The sequence below is a fragment of the Streptomyces sp. CA-146814 genome (assembly GCF_050942385.1).
Taxonomy (GTDB): Bacteria; Actinomycetota; Actinomycetes; order Streptomycetales; family Streptomycetaceae; genus Streptomyces.
The window spans coordinates 3,939,434-3,958,259 of the sequence record NZ_CP192068.1; the positions used below are offsets into that span (position 1 = coordinate 3,939,434).

The following is an 18,826-nucleotide window of genomic DNA, read 5'->3' on the forward strand; positions in this document are numbered from 1 at the left end:
ACTCCTTGTGATCTGCTATCGCGTGCACCACGATGGCGTCAATAGGGCCATAGGGGATCATTCCTGGCCAGTTTCATCTACTGCGGGGTTGAACGATGCGCGAGTCGGTTCAAGCAGAGGTCATGATGAGCTTCCTCGTCTCCGAGGAGCTCTCGTTCCGTATTCCGGTGGAGCTCCGGTACGAGGTGGCTGATCCCTATGCCATCCGGATGACGTTCCATCTGCCCGGCGATGCCCCGGTGACCTGGGCGTTCGGCCGTGAGCTGCTGCTGGACGGGCTCAACAGCCCGAGCGGCGACGGCGATGTGCACATCGGGCCGACCGAACCCGAGGGTCTCGGCGATGTGCACATCCGCCTCCAGGTCGGCGCGGACCGCGCGCTGTTCCGGGCCGGTACGGCACCGCTCGTCGCCTTCCTCGACAGAACCGACAAACTGGTTCCCCTCGGTCAGGAGCACACGCTGGGTGACTTCGACGGGAACCTGGAGGAGGCGCTCGGCCGCATCCTCGCCGAGGAGCAGAACGCCGGCTGAGCCGCACCGCACGTACCTCCCCGCCTCATCTTCCTCACGCCTTGCGGCGGCGGCCCCTGCCGGTCCGTGCGGGGGCGGCGGCCGTCGACGAGGAGGGGGAGGCGCCCGGGCGGTCAGCCGAGACCACCAGTGCGGCGAGCACCGTCGTCACCGGCACCGAGGCGACCAGACCGATCGAGCCGACCAGCGTCCGCACGATCTCCTCGGCGACCAGCTCGCTGTTGGCCACCGTGCCCACGCTGCTCTGGGCGATGGAGAAGAGCAGCAGCAACGGCAGCGCCGCGCCCGCGTACGCCAGCACCAGGGTGTTCACGACCGAGGCGATGTGGTCCCGTCCGATCCGGATACCTGCCCGGTACAGCCCGCGCCAACCCATCCGCGGGTCCGCCTGGTGCAGTTCCCAGACGGCGGAGGTCTGGGTGACCGTCACATCGTCGAGCACACCGAGCGATCCGATGATGACACCGGCCAGCAGCAGACCGCTCATGTCGATGTCCGGGTAGAGGCCGTGGATGAGGCCGGTGTTGTCGTCGGTGTTGCCGCTCAGATCCGCCCAGCCGATGAAGAGGGACCCGAGCAGGCCGATCAGCAGCAGGGAGATCAGCGTGCCGACGACAGCGACGGAGGTCCGGGCCGTCACCCCGTGGCACATGTAGAGCGCCGCCAGCATGATGGCGCTGGCCCCGATCACCGCCACCACCAGCGGATTCGAGCCCTGGAGGATCGCCGGCAGGATGAACAGGGTCAGTACGGCGAACGAGACGGCCAGCGCCACCAGCGCCATCACCCCGCGCAGCCGGCCCACCGCGACCACCGCCAGCGCGAAGATCGCGGCCAGCAGCGTCATGGGGATCTTCCGGTTCACATCGGTGACGCTGTACTGGAGGTCGCGCGGCGCGTCGGGGGCGTACGCCACCACCACGCCCTGGCCCTCGCGCAGTTGACGCGGCGCGTCCGGTTGGACCACCTCGACGAACCTGCGGCCCTTGTCGTCGCCGCTGGTCACCTCGACAGTCGCCTTCGCGCACTCCCCCTCCTGCTCGGCGACCGCCTCGCGGCCCGAGGGCGTGGAGGTGTCACCGGTCGGCGGGACCTGTGCGGCGTTGACGTCGGCGCAGTCGACCTGGACGACCTGGACGACCTTGCCGTCCTGGGTCTGCCGGTCGAAGCCGACGCCGGTGCGCTCGTGGTCGGGGACGCCGCCGGGCCAGAACGCGATCAGGCCGACGACGACCGCCGTGGCGAACGGGATCAGGACGGCCGCGATGACCTTGCGCAGGTGCTTGGAGACCGGTGCGGCGGGTCCGTGGCTGTGCGTGTGGCCGTGGCTGTGGCCCTGGGGCGGCGGCTGGGGTGCGGGGTCGCTTTGGGGGGAGGTCACGGGGCGATCATCGCAAGAACAGGAGGGCCCTCTGGTCAGCTCGCCGGAAAGGACGCTAGCGTGGAGGCACCTTTGCACACGCGGGAGCTCGGAGCACCGGGCTGAGAGGGCGCTGACCGCCGTACATCCGTACGGGACACGCTGCGCCGACCGCCGAACCTGTTACCGGGTAATGCCGGCGTAGGGAGTAGGTCTCATGACCACAGCGGACGCACGCACGCCTGCCTCGAAACAGAACGACGGAACGCCGGACGGCGCTCCGGACGGCGAGGCCGGGAAGTCCATCGGCTGGCACAAGGGGTACGTCCAGGGCTCGCGCCCGGACCTCCGGGTGCCGGTCCGGCAGGTGCACCTCACCAACGGCAAGGACGTGACGCTGTACGACACGTCGGGGCCGTACACCGATCCCGGGATCGACACCGACGTCCGCCGGGGCCTCGCGCCCCTGCGGGAGAACTGGATCATCGCCCGCGGCGACACCGAGGAGTACGCGGGCCGCCCGGTCCGCCCCGAGGACGACGGGCTCAAGCACACCTCGCCGCGCGGCGGACTGCGCAACCTGGACGCGGTCTTCCCCGGCCGCCCGCGCCAGCCGCGCCGCAGCCGCGACGGACGGCCCGTCACCCAGCTCGCGTACGCCCGGCGCGGGGAGATCACGCCGGAGATGGAGTACGTCGCGATCCGGGAGAACGTCGAGGCCGAGGTCGTACGCGAGGAGATCGCGGCGGGCCGGGCGGTGCTGCCGGCCAACGTCAACCACCCGGAGATCGAGCCGATGATCATCGGCAAGCGGTTCCTGGTGAAGGTCAACGCCAACATCGGCAACTCGGCCGTCACCTCCTCCATCGAGGAGGAGGTGGACAAGATGACCTGGGCGACCAAGTGGGGCGCCGACACGGTCATGGACCTGTCCACCGGCCGCAACATCCACACCACCCGCGAGTGGGTGCTGCGCAACTCCCCCGTACCGATCGGAACGGTGCCGCTCTACCAGGCGTTGGAGAAGGTGGACGGCCGAGCCGAGGAGCTGACGTGGGAGATCTACAAGGACACGGTCATCGAACAGGCCGAGCAGGGCGTGGACTACATGACGGTGCACGCCGGAGTGCGGCTGCCGTACGTCCCGCTGACGGCCCGCCGTAAGACCGGCATCGTCTCGCGCGGCGGCTCGATCATGGCGGCCTGGTGCCTGGCGCACCACAAGGAGTCGTTCCTCTACGAGCACTTCGAGGAGCTCTGCGAGATCCTCGCGACGTACGACGTCACCTACTCCCTCGGTGACGGACTGCGCCCCGGGTCGATCGCGGACGCCAACGACGAGGCGCAGTTCGCCGAACTGCGCACGCTGGGCGAGCTGAACACCATCGCCAAGCGGCACGGCGTGCAGACGATGATCGAGGGCCCCGGGCACGTCCCGATGCACAAGATCAAGGAGAACATCGACCTTCAGCAGGAGATCTGCGAGGAGGCGCCGTTCTACACGCTCGGCCCGCTGACCACGGATGTCGCGCCCGCCTACGACCACATCACCTCGGGCATCGGCGCCGCGATGATCGCCTGGTGGGGCACCGCGATGCTCTGTTACGTCACGCCCAAGGAGCACCTGGGCCTGCCGAACCGGGACGACGTGAAGACCGGCGTCATCACCTACAAGATCGCCGCCCACGCGGCCGACCTCGCCAAGGGCCACCCGGGCGCGCAGGAGTGGGACGACGCGCTCTCCGACGCGCGGTTCGAGTTCCGGTGGGAGGACCAGTTCAACCTGGCCCTCGACCCGGACACGGCCCGGGAGTTCCACGACGAGACGCTGCCGGCCGAGCCGGCGAAGACGGCGCACTTCTGCTCGATGTGCGGGCCGAAGTTCTGCTCGATGAAGATCTCCCAGGATATCCGGCGTCAGCACGGCGGTTCGCAGGAGGAGATCGAGGAGGGCATGGCCGAGAAGTCGAAGGAGTTCGCGGCCGCCGGCAACCGGGTCTACCTGCCGATCGCCGACTAGGACACGCCCTGGGACCGTGGTCCGCCTCTCCGTCCCCGACGCCCCGTCCGGCGTCGGGGACGGCTTGCGTACGGGCCGGGTGACCGGTGATGTGATGCCAAGGCCCCTCCCCTATGGGCTACTTGTCGCCTTGGCCACCATCTGGCGTGATAGCGGTGCATGTTAAGCGACAGTATGGACACAGTCGTGTGGCAGCTGGATGTACGTTTCGCAGCTGCGTCAACTGGGCTTGACCCGTTCCTTATCTGTGGCTTATTTTCCGGCTTGCTTGGCTGAAATTTGGTGGCCCTCGCACGGGGGCCTGGGGAGGGAATCACAGTGAACTGGTACGTCGACGTACTCAAGAACTACGCAGGCTTCAGCGGGCGCGCGCGCCGCAAGGAGTTCTGGATGTTCTCGCTCATCCACCTGGTCGTCGCGGCCGTCCTGTTCGGTCTCGGCCTCGCGATCGACACGACGATCCCGTACTTCCTCTACGTCCTCGCGACGTTCGTCCCGTCGCTCGCCGTGCTGGTGCGCCGTCTGCACGACACCGGCCGCTCCGGCTGGTGGTTCCTGATCTCGTTCGTCCCGCTGGTCGGCGGCATCATTCTGCTGGTCTTTGTCGCCTCGGAGGGCAAGCCGGAGCAGAACGAGCACGGCGCCAACCCGAAGCTGGCTCCGCAGACCGTCTGATCCACCGCTCCGGTCGACCCGGAGCACCGCACAGGCCGGGCGCGGCACTCGCCGCCCCGGCCTGTGGCGTTTCTCGTGACCCGTGGGTCCTACTCCGGCCGGTGGTCCGGTCCGCCGAAGTCCGGGCTGGTGAAGTCGGGGCTCGTGAAGGTCGGCCGGGGTCCGGCCGACGGGCCGTCCTCCGGACCGGAGAAGTCCGGCCTGCTGTAGCCGACCTTCGGGATCCGGTTCGGTGAGCGGTGCGGGGTCCGCGCGGCGGGGCCCGCGGTCGGGTCGGCCAGGGCGTCCCGCAGGAACGGCAGGATGCCGCGCTCCAGCAGCGCGTGGCGCCAGGCCTCCCGGGCCCGGGCGACCTCTTCCGACAGCTCGTCCTCCTCGTCTTCGGCGGCGAGCGAGGTCGAACCGTTGCGCAGGGCCGTGACGAGCAGCCCCACGGCGGCGACCAGGATGGCCGCGGCGGCGAGGGCCGCGAAGGACCACCCGGCCGCGACCATGGTGTTGCCGAAGCCGACGGACGGGCTGAGGGCCCTCATCAGATAGCCGACGAGCAGGAAGATCACGGCGGCGGTGCCCGCCAGGATCGGCGTCAGGACCGTGAGGACCGCTCCTATGCCGGCGCCCGGCCCGGTGGCCGACGAGGCGTCTCCGTACGGCTCACCCTCCGGCACGGTCGCGCTCGCCGCGCGCAGCTCGGCCCGGGCCTTCACGTAGTGCTCGTACTCGGTGGCCGCGGCCGCGGTGATCAGCGCCGTGGCGTTGAGTGCCATCGTGCGCAGCTGCTCGGTGTTGAGCCGGTCGCCGACGCCTTCCAGGTCCGGGCGTTCGTGGGCGTGGCGCAGCGCGTCGCCGAGAATCCGGGCGTACTCGGGACCGTCCTCGGCTTGCAGGTGCGGAGCGCTTGTCATCTGCATCCCCCGATGCTCCGTCGGGCCCGGCAGCCCGCGTTGGCCGGGCGGTCGGGCGGAAACGGAGGAGAGCCTGCTACTGATGAGCCGATGGTAGAGCGCTCACGGCGCGCGGTGACAGGGTGTTTCCGGAAATAGGCCCGATGATCGGCGCGGTCCGATCCAGGGCCGTCTTCCCCGTCAGGGCTCAGTCATGCAGGGGGAGTTGGACGACCAGGAGCTTTCCGGCCATGGTCACTCCGCCGTCCATGGCGATGGCGAGCCCGTCCGCGTAGACGTGCGGACCGTTCACCACCGGCCCCGAACCGTCCTCGCCGTCCTCCGTGCCGACCTCGCCCAGGAGGTACGGGATCGGGCTGTGACCGTGGACGACGCGCTGTCCGCCGTACGTCGTCAGCAGTTCGCGTACCGCTTCGGCGCCGCCCTCGTCGCGGAAGGCGAACCGCTTGGTGAGCTTGCGGAAGAGGTCCCAGCACTCGTCGGCGTCGTTGCGCGTGAGGATGTCGGTGATGGTGTCGTTGACGGCGTCGATGGTGGTGCCGTAGTCGAGGTAGGCCGTCGTGTCGGAGTGCATCAGCAGATGTCCGTCCTCCTCGACGACCGCGTCGAGCCGGGACATCCACTGCAGGTGCACATCCTGGAGGCGGTCCATGTCGCTCTTCTGGCCGCCGTTGAGCAGCCAGGCGGCCTGGAAGGTGGCGGTGCCCGCACCGGAGTTGACGGGGGTGTCGGAGAACCGCTTGGCGCCGATCAGCAGCAGCTCGTGATTGCCCATCAGGGCCTTGCAGTAGCCGCCGGCCGCCGCCGCCTCGGCGGAGAGCCGCATGACGAGGTCGATGACGCCGATGCCGTCGGGGCCCCGGTCGGTGAAGTCGCCCAGGAACCAGAGCCGGGCGTTGCCCGCGGCCCAGTTGCCGTCGGCGTCGATGAGGCCCTGTGCGGCGAGGGCGGCCACCAGCTCGTCGAGGTAGCCGTGGACGTCGCCGACGACGAAGAGCGGGCCGCGCCCTTCCTCGGTGACCGGTCGGGGCTCGGTGACGGTGTCCATCTTGACGGTGTCGCCGCGGTTGATGACGGGGAGGTCGCGCTCGGTGGGGGTGTACCCCTCCGGCGGCTCGTCGCCGACGGCGGCGTTGCCCGGATGCGGCAGGTGGGGCGGTGCCGGGGCGTGCGGAGGCACGGAGGAGTGCGGCGCGGGCGCGGGCGGCGCCGGCGCGTGCGGGGGCACGGACGGGTGCGGCGCCGCGCCGGGCGCCGCCGGTGGTACGGGTGTCTGCGCGTACGGCGGAACTCTGAAGTCACGCAACGTCGCCGTCCGCACCACGGGTTCCTGACCGGCCCCCTGAGTCATCGACCCCTCCACCACCGTCGCGCCGCCGTACACCTGACGGGCCCTGCCTGGTAGAGGTGGTCCGCGGTGTCGTGCGCCCATCATAGGAATGCGGATCGATCTGTGTGACGCACCAGGGGTGGTGAATCCGGGCGCACGTACGGTTCACCGGCCGATTGGTCCGAAAAAAGACGATCAGTCCCTGCTCAAGAGACGATCAGTCCCTGCTCGGAGAGCGGGGCGCGCTGACCGTGGTGCGCGGCGGACGGCGTTGCGAGGAGGTCCGGACGATGAGCTCCGTCGGTATCACCTGCTCCACCGGCCCGTCGTGCTCCACGCCTTCGATGGCGTCGATGAGGAGCTGGACGACGGCCGTGCCGATGCGCCGGGGCTTCAGCGAGAGCGTCGTGATGGGCGGTTCGGTGGCCGCGTACACGGTGGACTCGCTGCAGCAGACCAGCAGCAGGTCCTCGGGGACCCGCAGTCCGTAGCGGCGGGCGGCCGCGAGGAGGTCGGTGCCGTTGGGGTCGAAGAGCCCGTAGACGGCGTCGGGCCGGTCCGGCCGCGCGAGCAGCCGGTCGGCGGCGACCGCGCCCGCGCAGGGGTCGTGCGCCGGGTAGGACTCGTAGACGGGATCCTGGCCGACCCGCTCGCACCAGTGGAGGTACGCGGTGGTGGAGAGCCGGGTGTACGTGTCGGTGGTGGTGCCGGTCAGCAGGCCGATGCGGCGCGCTCCGGCGGCGGCGAGGTGGTCGAGGAGGTCGAGCACGGCGGCCCGGTGGTCGTTGTCGACCCAGGCGGTGACGGGGAGCGTGCCGGCCGGGCGGCCGTCCGAGACGACGGGCAGCCCCTGGCGGACGAGTTCGGTGACGACCGGGTCCTGGTCGGAGGGGTCGATGACGACGGTCCCGTCGAGCGCGACGTTCGACCAGACGTCGTGCCGGGAGGTGGCGGGGAGGATGACCAGGGCGTAGCCCCGGGCGAGCGCCGCCGAGGTCGCGGCTCTCGCCATCTCCGCGAAGTACGCGAATTCGGTGAAGGTGAAAGGTTCATCCCCGTACGTGGTCACGGTCAGGCCGATCAGCCCCGACTTGCCGGTACGGAGGGTTCGGGCCGCTGCGGAGGGGCGGTAGCCCAAGCGCTCTGCGACCTCGCGGACATGGCTGCGGGTGGCGTCCGGGAGCCTGCCCTTGCCGTTGAGCGCGTCGGAGACGGTCGTGATCGAGACTCCGGCCGCGGCGGCCACGTCACGGATCCCCGCCCGTCCTGGCCGGCCGCTGCGCCGGGGGGTCTCCGTCCGGCTCACCTGGTGCTTCCCTGCTGCTGTCATGGCGAGCCGATAGTAGGGCTCCGAGGGGTGGTCGGTCCGGTCGCATATGCACCCATTGACAGGCACGTTTTTGCATGATCGTTAGCCATCAAATGCCTTGTAAAAAAAGGGCGTTGGTGGATATGACTTTAGTGTGTCAGGTGTTGGCGGTCGGCGGCCTGCTGAATGGTCGATGTCTCGAAGAGGTCTCAACTCACCACTTCGGGGGACGCGCGCCACGGCGTGAGACACGGGCGCGCGCCGGAACCCGAAACGCTCCCCCTGAGGAAGCCTCCGGACGCGGACCATTCCCGGCACTGCGGGAGATTCCGCGCCCGGGCCATTCGCAGCGGCGCCCAATCCTCATAAGGTGAGCAGTATTGATGTGTACGACGGTATGGATGTGTACGACGGTCGAGGAGGACCTGCGGTGAGCGAGACGAGCCCCAAGCTGCGCGCCGAGCTGGACGGCGTTCCCGCCTATGTGCCGGGCAAGCCCGCCGCGGCCGGCGGACCGGTCGCGTACAAGCTGTCCTCGAACGAGAACCCCTACCCGCCGCTGCCGGGGGTCCTGGAGTCGGCGCTCGCCGCGGCGGGCAGCTTCAACCGCTACCCGGACATGGCGTGCACCGGGCTGATGAACGAGTTGTCGGACCGGTTCGGTGTGCCGCTCTCGCACCTGGCGACCGGCACCGGATCGGTCGGGGTGGCGCAGCAGCTGCTCCAGGCCACCTCGGGCCCGGGCGACGAGGTCATCTACGCCTGGCGGTCCTTCGAGGCGTACCCGATCATCACGCAGGTGAGCGGCGCGACCTCGGTGAAGGTCCCGCTGACCAGCGGTGAGGTGCACGACCTCGACGCGATGGCCGCGGCGATCACCGACCGGACCCGGCTGATCTTCGTCTGCAACCCGAACAACCCGACCGGGACCGTGGTGCGCCGGGCCGAGCTGGAGCGGTTCCTGGACCGGGTGCCGAGCGATGTGCTGGTGGTGCTCGACGAGGCGTACAAGGAGTTCATCCGCGACGCCGATGTGCCCGACGGCATCGAGATCTACCGGGACCGGCCCAATGTGGCGGTGCTGCGGACCTTCTCCAAGGCGTACGGCCTCGCGGGGCTGCGGGTCGGGTTCGCCGTCGCCCATGAGCCGGTGGCCGCCGCGCTGCGGAAGACCGCCGTCCCCTTCGGCGTCAGCCAGCTCGCCCAGGACGCGGCGGTCGCCTCGCTGCGCGCCGAGGACGAGCTGCTGGGCCGGGTCGGTTCGCTGGTCTCCGAGCGGAGCCGGGTGAGCGAGGAGCTGGTGCGGCAGGGCTGGACCGTGCCGGAGTCGCACGCCAACTTCGTCTGGCTGCGGCTCGGCGAGCGGACCCTCGACTTCGCCGCCGCCTGTGAGCGGGCCGGTGTGGTGGTGCGCCCGTTCAAGGGGGAGGGCGTACGGGTCTCGATCGGGGAGAGCGAGGGCAACGACCTCTTCCTGAAGGCGGCGGAGGCGTTCCGCGCGGAGCTCTAGCGATCCGGCGCTTCGGCGCCGGTACGGCCTGGTGGCCCCTGACCTCGTTCGGCGAGGTCAGGGGCCTTTTGCGTACGTCCAGGGGCGCGTGTGGTCGAAAGGGGTACCCCCGGCGAACGGCCCGAAAGTGTGTGCGCCATAATTGCTTGTGAATGTGAACGCGTTCACAAGCGTGCCCCGTTTGGTCCTGTGATCGGTGGGATTAAAGGGGCGGAGTGCCCGGTGTGGCCACGGCGACGTGGCGTCACCACGGCGACGTAAGGAGAAAGACGACGTGGACCTCGCTCTGGCGCCGGAGACCCTGGCGCGCTGGCAGTTCGGCATCACCACCGTCTACCACTTCCTCTTCGTTCCGCTGACGATCTCGCTCGCCGCGCTCACCGCCGGCCTGCAGACCGCCTGGGTGCGGACGAACAACGAGAAGTACCTCAGGGCCACCAAGTTCTGGGGCAAGCTGTTCCTGATCAACATCGCCATGGGTGTCGTGACGGGCATCGTCCAGGAGTTCCAGTTCGGCATGAACTGGTCCGACTACTCGCGCTTCGTCGGTGACGTCTTCGGCGCTCCGCTCGCCTTCGAGGCGCTGATCGCCTTCTTCTTCGAGTCCACCTTCATCGGACTGTGGATCTTCGGCTGGGACCGGCTGCCGAAGAAGATCCACCTCGCCTGCATGTGGATGGTCTCCCTCGGCACGATCCTCTCCGCCTACTTCATCCTGGCGGCCAACTCCTGGATGCAGCACCCGGTCGGCTACCGCATCAACGAGGAGCGCGGCCGCGCCGAGCTCACCGACTTCTGGAAGGTGCTCACCCAGGACACCGCGGTGACGCAGTTCTTCCACACCATCACGGCGGCCTTCCTGGTCGGCGGGGCCTTCATGGTCGGCATCGCCGCCTTCCACCTCGCGCGCAAGAAGCACATCCCGGTGATGCGGACCTCGCTGCGGCTGGGTCTGGTCACGGTCGTCATCGCCGGACTGCTCACCGCCGTCAGCGGCGACCAGCTGGCCAAGGTGATGTTCCGCCAGCAGCCGATGAAGATGGCCGCCGCCGAGGCGCTCTGGGACGGCCAGAACGGCGCGCCCTTCTCGATCTTCGCGTACGGGGATGTCAGCGAGGGCCACAACTCCGTCGAGATCTCGCTGCCCGGCGTGCTCTCCTTCCTCGCCGACAACGACCCGAACTCCTACGTCCCCGGCATCAACGACATCAACAAGACGCTGGAGGAGAAGTACGGCCCCGGCGACTACCGGCCCAACATCCCGGTCGCCTTCTGGAGCTTCCGCTGGATGATCGGCTTCGGAATGGCCTCCTTCGGCCTCGGCGTCCTGGGGCTCTGGCTGACCCGGCGGAAGCTCCTGCTGCCACCGGCGCTGCGGACCGGTGAGGACGAGGTCCCGAACCTGGTCCTCTTCCGGAACAAGGCGCTCAGCCCGAAGTTCACCAAGCTCTACTGGCTCACCGCGCTCTGGACCCTGCTCTTCCCGCTCATCGCCAACTCCTGGGGCTGGATCTTCACCGAGATGGGCCGTCAGCCGTGGGTGGTCTACGGGGTCCTCCAGACCCGCGACGGCGTCTCCCCCGGCGTATCGCAGGGCGAGATCCTCACCTCGATGATCCTCTTCACCCTCCTCTACGCCGTGCTCGCGGTCGTCGAGGTCAAGCTGCTCGTGAAGTACATCAAGGCCGGGCCGCCGGAGCTCACCGAGTCCGACCTCAACCCGCCCACCCGGATCAACGGCCACGACGACGAAGACGCCGACCGGCCCATGGCCTTCTCGTACTGAGAGCACAGGAGCTGAGAGATGGAACTCCACGACATCTGGTTCGTGCTCATCGCCGTCCTCTGGATCGGCTACTTCTTCCTGGAGGGATTCGACTTCGGCATCGGGGTCCTCACCAAGCTGCTCGCCCGCGACCGCAAGGAGCGGCGGGTCCTCATCAACACGATCGGGCCCGTCTGGGACGGCAACGAGGTCTGGCTGCTCAGTGCGGGCGGCGCGACCTTCGCCGCCTTCCCCGAGTGGTACGCCACCCTGTTCTCCGGCTTCTACCTGCCGCTGCTGATCATCCTGCTCTGCCTGATCGTGCGCGGCGTCGCCTTCGAGTACCGGGCCAAGCGGACCGGGGAGCGGTGGCAGACGAACTGGGAGAACGCCATCTTCTGGACCTCGCTGATCCCGGCGGTGCTGTGGGGCGTGGCCTTCGGGAACATCGTGCGCGGGGTGAAGATCGATGCCGACATGGAGTACGTCGGCACCTTCGTCGACCTGCTGAACCCGTACGCGATCCTCGGCGGGCTCGTCACGCTCTTCCTCTTCACCTTCCATGGCGCGGTGTTCGCCGCGCTCAAGACGGCCGGCGACATCCGGGTACGGGCGCGCTCGCTGGCGCTGAAGCTGGGCCTGGCCACGGCGGTGCTGGCGCTGGGCTTCCTGCTCTGGACCCAGGCTGCGAGCGGTGACCGCTGGAGTCTGGTAGCGCTGATCGTGGCGGTGGTGGCGCTGGTGGCGGCGATCGGGGCCATCGCCAAGGGCCGCGAGGGCTGGTCGTTCGCGTTCTCGGGGCTGACGATCGTGGCGGCGGTGGGGATGCTGTTCCTGACGCTCTTCCCGAACGTCATGCCGTCCTCGCTGAACGAGGCCTGGAACCTCACGGTCACCAACGCCTCCTCCACGCCGTACACGCTGAAGATCATGACCTGGTGCGCCGGCATCGCCACACCGATGGTGCTGCTGTACCAGAGCTGGACGTACTGGGTGTTCCGCAAGCGGATCGGCACCCAGCACATCGCGGACGCGCACTGATCCGTACCGGCCCCGCCGGGCGGTGTTTCACGTGAAACACCGCCCGGCTCGCTCCGTCGACCCTGCTGGGGGATGTTTCACGTGAAACCGATCGACCCGCGTCTGGTGCGGTACGCCCGGGCCACCCGCTTCTTCCTGGCGGCCGTGGTGGGTCTCGGCCTGGTCGGCGCCGCGCTGGTGATCGCCCAGGCGATGCTCATCGCGGAGATCGTGGTGGGCGGATTCGAGGACGGACTGACCGTCACCCAGCTCCGTACGCCGCTGCTCCTGCTCGCGGCGGTCGCCGTCGGCCGCACCCTGGTCGCCTGGCTCACCGAGCTGGCGGCCCACCGGGCGAGCGCGGCGGTCAAGTCCGAGCTGCGCGGCCGGCTCCTGGAGCGGGCCGCGCGCCTGGGGCCCGGCTGGCTGAGCGGTCAGCGCACCGGCTCGCTGGTGGCGCTGGCGACCCGTGGCGTGGACGCGCTCGACGACTACTTCGCGCGCTATCTGCCGCAGCTCGGACTCGCGGTCGTCGTGCCGGTGGCGGTGCTGGCCCGGATCGTCACCGAGGACTGGGTCTCGGCGGCGATCATCGTGGTCACGCTGCCGCTCATCCCGCTCTTCATGATCCTGATCGGCTGGGCCACCCAGTCCCGGATGGACCGGCAGTGGCAGCTGCTCTCCCGGCTCTCCGGCCACTTCCTGGACGTCGTAGCCGGGCTGCCGACGCTCAAGGTCTTCGGCCGCGCCAAGGCGCAGGCGGAGTCGATCCGCACCATAACCTCCGACTACCGCCGGGCCACCCTGCGCACCCTGCGGATCGCCTTCCTCTCCTCGTTCGCCCTGGAGCTGCTCGCGACCCTGTCCGTCGCGCTCGTCGCCGTCACCATCGGGATGCGGCTGGTGCACGGGGAACTCGACCTCTACACCGGTCTGGTGGTCCTGATCCTGGCCCCGGAGGCGTATCTGCCGATCCGGCAGGTCGGGGCGCAGTACCACGCGGCGGCGGAGGGGCTCTCGGCCGCCGAGGAGATCTTCGCGGTTCTGGAGACCGAGCCCCGGGCCGGCGGCACCGAGGACGTCCCGGACTCGACGCGCCTGGAGCTGGAGGGCGTGACCGTACGCCACGAGGGCCGCACCGACCCGTCGCTGGACGCCGCCTCGCTCACCGTCGAGCCGGGGGAGGCCGTCGCCCTGGTCGGCCCGAGCGGCGTCGGCAAGTCGACCCTGCTGAACGTGGTCCTGGGGTTCGCCGTACCCGACGAGGGACACGTCCGGGTCGGCGGCCGGGACCTCGCGGAGCTGGACCCGGAGCGCTGGCGGAGCCGGATCGCCTGGGTCCCGCAGCGGCCGCACCTCTTCGCGGGCACGATCGCGGAGAACGTCCGCCTCGCCCGGCCCGACGCCGACGACGAGGCGGTGATGGCGGCGCTGCGCGAGGCGGGTGCGTACGACTTCGTCGCGGAGCTGCCCGACCGGGAGCGGACCCTGCTCGGCGAGGACGGGGCCGGGCTCTCCGCCGGTCAGCGCCAGCGCCTCGCCCTGGCCCGCGCGTTCCTGGCCGACCGGCCGCTGCTGCTCCTGGACGAGCCGACCGCGAGCCTGGACGGCGAGACGGAGGCGGGGATCGTCGAGGCGGTACGGAGGCTGGCGGCGGGCCGGACCGTGCTCCTGGTCGTCCACCGCCCGGCGCTGCTCGCGGTGGCGGACCGGGTCGTGACGCTGGAGCCGCGCGCGGTGGACGCCTCCGTGCCTGCCACGACCGATGCGCCCGGCCTGCCCGTTCCGCAGCCCCTCGCGGGCGGTGAGCCGCTGGACGCGCGGCGCCCCGGGGACGTGCTGGAGGCGGCGGACCTGCTGGAGCCCGGAGACGTACGGAAGACCGCGACCGAGGTGCTGCGGGAGACCGACGCGCGCTCCGGACGGGTCCTCGCCCGGGTCCGGGAGGCGGCGGGCGCACAGCGCGGGCAGCTGGCCCTGGCGCTGCTGCTCGGCAGCCTCGCCGTCGGGTCGGCCGTGGGGCTCATGGCCGTCTCCGGCTGGCTGATCTCCCGCGCCTCCGAACAGCCGCCGGTGCTCTACCTGATGATGGCCGTCACCGCCACGCGCGCCTTCGGTATCGGCCGGGCGGTCTTCCGGTATGCGGAGCGCCTCGTCTCCCACGACGCCGTGCTCAAGCTGCTCGCCGAACTGCGGGTGGCTGTCTACCGGGGCCTCGAACGCGTCGCCCCCGCCGGACTGCGCACGGTCCGCCGGGGCGACCTGCTCTCCCGGCTCGTCGCCGACGTGGACGCGCTCCAGGACTACTGGCTGCGCTGGCTGCTGCCGGCCGGGACCGCGCTCACCGTCTCCGTGGCCGCCGCCGGGTTCACCGGCTGGCTGCTGCCCGAGGCGGGCGTGGTCCTGGCGGCCGGGCTGCTGGTCGCCGGGGTCGGCGTGCCGCTGGTCAGCGGTGGAGTCGCCCGCCGTACCGAACGTCAGCTGGCGCCCGCGCGCGCCGCCCTGGCCACCCGGGTCACCGACCTCCTCGGCGGAACGGCCGAGCTGACCGTCGCCGGGGCGCTCCCGGCCCGGCAGGCCCACATGCGGTCCGCCGACACCCTGCTGACCCGGATCGCCTCCCGCGCGGCCACCGCCACGGCCCTCGGCAGCGGGCTCTCGGCGCTGGTCTGCGGGCTGACGGTGGTGGCCGCCGCGTCCGTCGCCGTCCCCGCCGTGAACGACGGCCGGCTCTCCGGCGTCGCGCTCGCGGTGGTGGTGCTCACCCCGCTCGCCGCCTTCGAGGCCGTCGCCGGGATGCCGCTCGCGGTCCAGTACCGCCAGCGGGTGCTGCGGAGCGCCGAGCGCGTGTACGAGGTGCTCGACGCCCCCGTCCCCGTACGGGAGCCCGCGGCTCCGGCCGATGCGCCCGCCTCGCCGTTCCCGCTGGAGGTGCGGGGTCTCTCGGCCCGCTACCCGGGGGCCGACCGCGACGCCCTGGAGTCGCTCGACCTCACCCTGGTGCCCGGCCGCCGGATCGCGGTCGTCGGTCCTTCCGGTTCCGGCAAGACCACGCTCGCGCAGGTCCTTCTCCGCTTCCTGGACGCCTCCTCGGGGACGTACCGCATCGGCGGTGTGGAGGCGGCCGGCCTGGACGGCGACACCGTACGGCGCTCCGTCGGCCTGTGTGCCCAGGACGCCCACGTCTTCGACAGCTCCATCCGGGAGAACCTGCGCCTCGCCCGTACCGGCGCGACCGACGCCGAGCTGGACGACGCGCTCTCCCGGGCCCGGCTGCTGGAGTGGGTCCGCTCGCTCCCGGAAGGGCTCGACACCCCGGTGGGCGAGCACGGCGCCCGGCTCTCCGGCGGCCAGCGTCAGCGCCTCGCCCTGGCCCGGGCGCTGCTGGCCGACTTCCCGGTCCTCGTCCTGGACGAGCCGGCCGAGCACCTCGACCTGGCGACCGCCGACGCGCTCACCGCCGACCTGCTGGCGGCGACCGAGGGCCGGACGACCGTCCTGATCACCCACCGGCTGGCCGGGGTCGAGGCGGTCGACGAGGTGCTGGTGCTGGACGCGGGCCGGGTGGCGCAGCGCGGACCGTACGCGGAGCTGGCGGCCGGGGAAGGGCCGCTGCGCCGGATGCTGGAGCGGGAGAAGGAGACGGTGGAGGTGGCCGCGTGAGCCTCCGTGGGCGCCTGTGGAGGGGAAACCCGACTTTCCTCCCCAATCGCCACTAACTAGGCTCAGTCCATGGCAGAGCCGGAGCCGGACCCGCAGGACTCACTCGATGCCGCCACGCAGGCCACCCGCAGCCTGCAAGGCCTCTCCACCGAGCTGACCGCCCGGGTCCCGCAGCTCCTGGAGGCGATGCGTTCGGTCGGCACGGGGCTGGAGCTGCACTCCACCCTCGACCGGATCTGCGCGACCGCCGCCGAGCTCGCCCATGCCCGGTACGCCGCCATCGGCGTCGTCGACGAGACGGGCGAGGGGCTCTCCGACTTCGTCACCCACGGCGTCCCCGACGAGGTCGCGCGGGCGATCGGGCGCAGACCCGACGGCCACCGGGGCCTGCTGGGTGCGCTGATCCACGACCCCGAACCCGTACGTCTGGCCGACCTCACCGGTGATCCGCGCTCGGCCGGATTCCCGCCGGGCCATCCCCGGATGCGGAGCTTCCTCGGCGTACCGATCCGGGTCCAGGGTGAGGTCTTCGGCAACCTCTACCTGACCGAGAAGCAGGACGGCGGCGAGTTCAGCGACTCCGACCTGCACATGGTGCGGGTGCTCGCCACCGAGGCCGGGATCGCCATCGGCAACGCCCGGCTGTACGAGGCGGCGCGCCAGCGGGAGCGCTGGATCGACGGTTCGGTGGCGGTGACCACCGCTCTCCTCTCGGGCGGGGACGCCGACGACGCGCTCTCCGTGGTCGCCGAACAGGCCCGCCACCTCGCCGATTCCGCCGCCGGGATCGTGCTGCTGCCCACCGGGGACGGCGGGCTGGAGATCGTCGCCGTCTCCGCCGACGACCCCTCGTCCTCGCTCGGGGTGATCATCCCGGCCCGCTCCGCGGTGGTGGCGAAACTGCTGGCGGGCGAGGCGGTCTTCATCGACGACTCGGCCGCCGACAGCCGGATGGTCACCAGGCTGGCCGGACTCTACGGGCCCAGCATGCTGCTGCCGCTGCAGAGCGGCGGCCGGGTGCTCGGCGCCCTGGCGACGCCCCGGGCGCGAGGAGCGCGTCCGTTCAGCCGGACCGAGCGGACGCTGGCCACCCAGTTCGCCTCGCAGGCGGCCCTCGCGCTGATGATGGCCGAGGCGCAGCGCGACCGGGAGCGGCTCGCGGTCTACGAGGACCGCGACCGGATCGCCCGCGACCTCCACGACCTCGTCATCCAGCGGCTGTTCGCCACCGGGATGATGCTGGAGAGCGCCCAGCGCCGGTCGGTGGTCCCGGAGGTGCGGACCGGGGTGGGCCGGGCGGTCGACGAGCTGGACGTGACCATCCAGGAGATCCGTACGGCCATCTTCGCGCTCCAGCAGGAACCGGCCGAGGCTCCTTCGGGGCTCCGCACCCGCGTCCTGCGGGAGATCAACATGGCGGCCGTTCCGCTCGGCTTCAAGCCCTCGCACCGCTTCCTGGGCGCGGTGGACGCGCTCGTCGGCGAGCTGACCGGCAAGAACCTGGTCGCCGCGTTGCGCGAGGCGCTGTCCAACGCCTTCCGGCACGCCGGGGCCTCGGTGATCGACGTGGTCGTCGACGCCACGGCGACCCTGCCGGACGGGCGGGGCGCGGTGCGTCTGTCGGTGGCCGACGACGGGGTCGGCATCCCGGAGGGCGGGCGCCGCAGCGGTCTGCGGAACCTGGCCCGCCGGGCGGAGTCGCTGGGCGGGGCGAGCTGGTTCGGGCCGGGGATCGGGGAGGACGGGGGCGGGACGACGGTGGTGTGGGAGGCGCCGCTCTGAGGCGGCCGACGCGTGCGGTCAGCGGGTGGCGAGGATCCGCTCGATGACCACGGCCACGCCGTCCTCCTCGTTGGTGAGGGTCTGCCCGGAGGCGGCGGCCAGCGCGGCGGGGTGGGCGTTGCCCATCGCGTACGAGGCTCCGGCCCAGCCGAGCATCTCGACGTCGTTCGGCATGTCCCCGAAGGCGACCACCTCGGTGGACGCGATGCCGCGCTCCTCGCAACAGGCGGCGAGCGTACTGGCCTTGGAGACGCCGAGCCCGCTGACCTCCAGGAGCGCGGAGGGGCTGGACCGGGTGATGGAGGCCCGCTCGCCGGCCGCCGTACGGGCCAGGGTGAGGAAGGCGTCCGGCGGCATCTCGGTGTGGTGGGCGAGGAGCTTGAGTACGGGAGCGCCGCCCCCCGGCACGTCCTCGTGCAGCAGCTTCTCCGCGACGGCCACGGTGGCGCCCGGGTCCAGGTGGAAGGGCGGGTAGGCCGGCTCGTAGTGGATGCCGGTGGTCAGCTCGACGGCGAAGGAGGTGCCGGGGGCGACATCGCGCAGCGTGTGCACGACGTGCAGGGCGGCCTCGCGCTCCAGCGCGCGTACGGTGAGCAGCTCGCGGTCCGCCCGCAGATCGGTGACCACGGCGCCGTTCGCGCAGATCGCCAGCCCATGGCCCTGCACATGGTCGCTGACGACGCCCATCCAGCGGGCCGGCCTGCCGGTGACGAAGAAGACCTCGATCCCGGCCTCCTCGGCCGCCGCGAGCGCGGCGACGGTACGCGCGGAGAGCGTCTTGTCGTCGCGCAGCAGGGTGCCGTCCAGGTCGGTCGCGATCAGCCGGGTCACGGCAGGCAGAGGCGCATCGGTAGCTGAGGTCACCTCGCCATTCTCGCCCACCGGAGTGCACGTGCGTGCGGAGGGGCGCACATTTGAGTGGGCGCGCCCTTGAGCTGCGGAACATTCCTAGGG

Annotated in this window: 13 protein-coding genes; 8 read left to right on the forward strand and 5 right to left on the reverse strand. The window is 70.9% G+C overall.

The window, feature by feature from the left end; translation table 11 throughout:
• Nucleotides 1-95: 95 nt before the first annotated feature.
• Entirely contained in the window at nt 96-533 is a 438-nt protein-coding gene (locus ACQP09_RS17415; protein ID WP_015609883.1) for an SsgA family sporulation/cell division regulator, read from the forward strand.
• A 34-nt stretch (nt 534-567) separates the two neighbouring features.
• Here ACQP09_RS17415 and ACQP09_RS17420 read toward each other — a convergent pair whose 3' ends face one another.
• The gene (locus ACQP09_RS17420) at nt 568-1,914 is read right to left on the reverse strand and encodes a YibE/F family protein (protein WP_433400567.1); all 1,347 of its coding nucleotides are present in this window, start codon (nt 1,912-1,914) and stop codon (nt 568-570) included.
• Nucleotides 1,915-2,110: 196 nt separating this feature from the next.
• On the opposite strand from ACQP09_RS17420, the gene thiC reads away from it, so the two are divergent.
• Together thiC and ACQP09_RS17430 are read left to right on the forward strand one after the other, a co-directional pair.
• Entirely contained in the window at nt 2,111-3,913 is a 1,803-nt protein-coding gene (gene thiC / locus ACQP09_RS17425; protein ID WP_432149407.1) for a phosphomethylpyrimidine synthase ThiC, read from the forward strand.
• A gap of 318 nt (nt 3,914-4,231) precedes the next feature.
• A complete protein-coding gene (locus tag ACQP09_RS17430) occupies nt 4,232-4,588 on the forward strand; it encodes a DUF805 domain-containing protein (RefSeq protein WP_433400570.1) in 357 nt (118 codons plus the stop codon).
• Nucleotides 4,589-4,677: 89 nt separating this feature from the next.
• Here ACQP09_RS17430 and ACQP09_RS17435 read toward each other — a convergent pair whose 3' ends face one another.
• The 3 genes from ACQP09_RS17435 to ACQP09_RS17445 form a co-directional block, all read right to left on the reverse strand.
• Nucleotides 4,678-5,499 (reverse strand): hypothetical protein, encoded by an 822-nt coding sequence (locus ACQP09_RS17435; RefSeq protein WP_433400572.1) that lies wholly within the window; start codon nt 5,497-5,499, stop codon nt 4,678-4,680.
• A gap of 181 nt (nt 5,500-5,680) precedes the next feature.
• Nucleotides 5,681-6,844: a metallophosphoesterase gene (locus ACQP09_RS17440; protein WP_433400574.1), complete on the reverse strand. Its 1,164-nt coding sequence runs from the start codon at nt 6,842-6,844 to the stop codon at nt 5,681-5,683.
• A 196-nt stretch (nt 6,845-7,040) separates the two neighbouring features.
• On the reverse strand, nt 7,041-8,153 hold the full coding sequence (locus ACQP09_RS17445) for a LacI family DNA-binding transcriptional regulator (RefSeq protein WP_076967683.1): 1,113 nt from the start codon (nt 8,151-8,153) through the stop codon (nt 7,041-7,043).
• Between the two features lie 409 nt (nt 8,154-8,562).
• Here ACQP09_RS17445 and hisC point away from each other — a divergent pair, with 409 nt between their 5' ends.
• The 5 genes from hisC to ACQP09_RS17470 all read left to right on the forward strand — a co-directional run bounded on the left by hisC (nt 8,563) and on the right by ACQP09_RS17470 (nt 17,872).
• A complete protein-coding gene (gene hisC, locus ACQP09_RS17450; RefSeq protein WP_018513829.1) occupies nt 8,563-9,642 on the forward strand; it encodes a histidinol-phosphate transaminase in 1,080 nt (359 codons plus the stop codon).
• 274 nt (nt 9,643-9,916) lie between these two features.
• The gene (locus ACQP09_RS17455; RefSeq protein WP_433400579.1) at nt 9,917-11,428 is read left to right on the forward strand and encodes a cytochrome ubiquinol oxidase subunit I; all 1,512 of its coding nucleotides are present in this window, start codon (nt 9,917-9,919) and stop codon (nt 11,426-11,428) included.
• A gap of 18 nt (nt 11,429-11,446) precedes the next feature.
• On the forward strand, nt 11,447-12,448 hold the full coding sequence (gene cydB, locus ACQP09_RS17460; protein WP_433400582.1) for a cytochrome d ubiquinol oxidase subunit II: 1,002 nt from the start codon (nt 11,447-11,449) through the stop codon (nt 12,446-12,448).
• A gap of 81 nt (nt 12,449-12,529) precedes the next feature.
• A complete protein-coding gene (cydD, locus tag ACQP09_RS17465; RefSeq protein ID WP_433400585.1) occupies nt 12,530-16,090 on the forward strand; it encodes a thiol reductant ABC exporter subunit CydD in 3,561 nt (1,186 codons plus the stop codon).
• A 69-nt stretch (nt 16,091-16,159) separates the two neighbouring features.
• Nucleotides 16,160-17,872, forward strand: a complete 1,713-nt coding sequence (locus tag ACQP09_RS17470) for a sensor histidine kinase (protein WP_433400588.1) — start codon at nt 16,160-16,162, stop codon at nt 17,870-17,872.
• 18 nt (nt 17,873-17,890) lie between these two features.
• Here the strand turns inward: ACQP09_RS17470 and ACQP09_RS17475 are convergent, their stop codons facing one another.
• On the reverse strand, nt 17,891-18,736 hold the full coding sequence (locus ACQP09_RS17475) for a Cof-type HAD-IIB family hydrolase (RefSeq protein ID WP_433400591.1): 846 nt from the start codon (nt 18,734-18,736) through the stop codon (nt 17,891-17,893).
• Between the last annotated feature and the right edge of the window lie 90 nt (nt 18,737-18,826).

What these genes read in the sequence shown, in the direction of transcription:
- ACQP09_RS17415 (WP_015609883.1), top strand. Translation starts at nt 96, where the DNA reads ATGCGCGAGTCGGTTCAAGCAGAGGTCATGATGAGCTTCCTCGTCTCC.
- thiC (WP_432149407.1), top strand. Translation starts at nt 2,111, where the DNA reads ATGACCACAGCGGACGCACGCACGCCTGCCTCGAAACAGAACGACGGA.
- ACQP09_RS17435 (WP_433400572.1), bottom strand. Translation starts at nt 5,499, where the DNA reads ATGCAGATGACAAGCGCTCCGCACCTGCAAGCCGAGGACGGTCCCGAG.
- ACQP09_RS17440 (WP_433400574.1), bottom strand. Translation starts at nt 6,844, where the DNA reads ATGACTCAGGGGGCCGGTCAGGAACCCGTGGTGCGGACGGCGACGTTG.
- ACQP09_RS17445 (WP_076967683.1), bottom strand. Translation starts at nt 8,153, where the DNA reads ATGACAGCAGCAGGGAAGCACCAGGTGAGCCGGACGGAGACCCCCCGG.
- cydB (WP_433400582.1), top strand. Translation starts at nt 11,447, where the DNA reads ATGGAACTCCACGACATCTGGTTCGTGCTCATCGCCGTCCTCTGGATC.
- ACQP09_RS17470 (WP_433400588.1), top strand. Translation starts at nt 16,160, where the DNA reads ATGGCAGAGCCGGAGCCGGACCCGCAGGACTCACTCGATGCCGCCACG.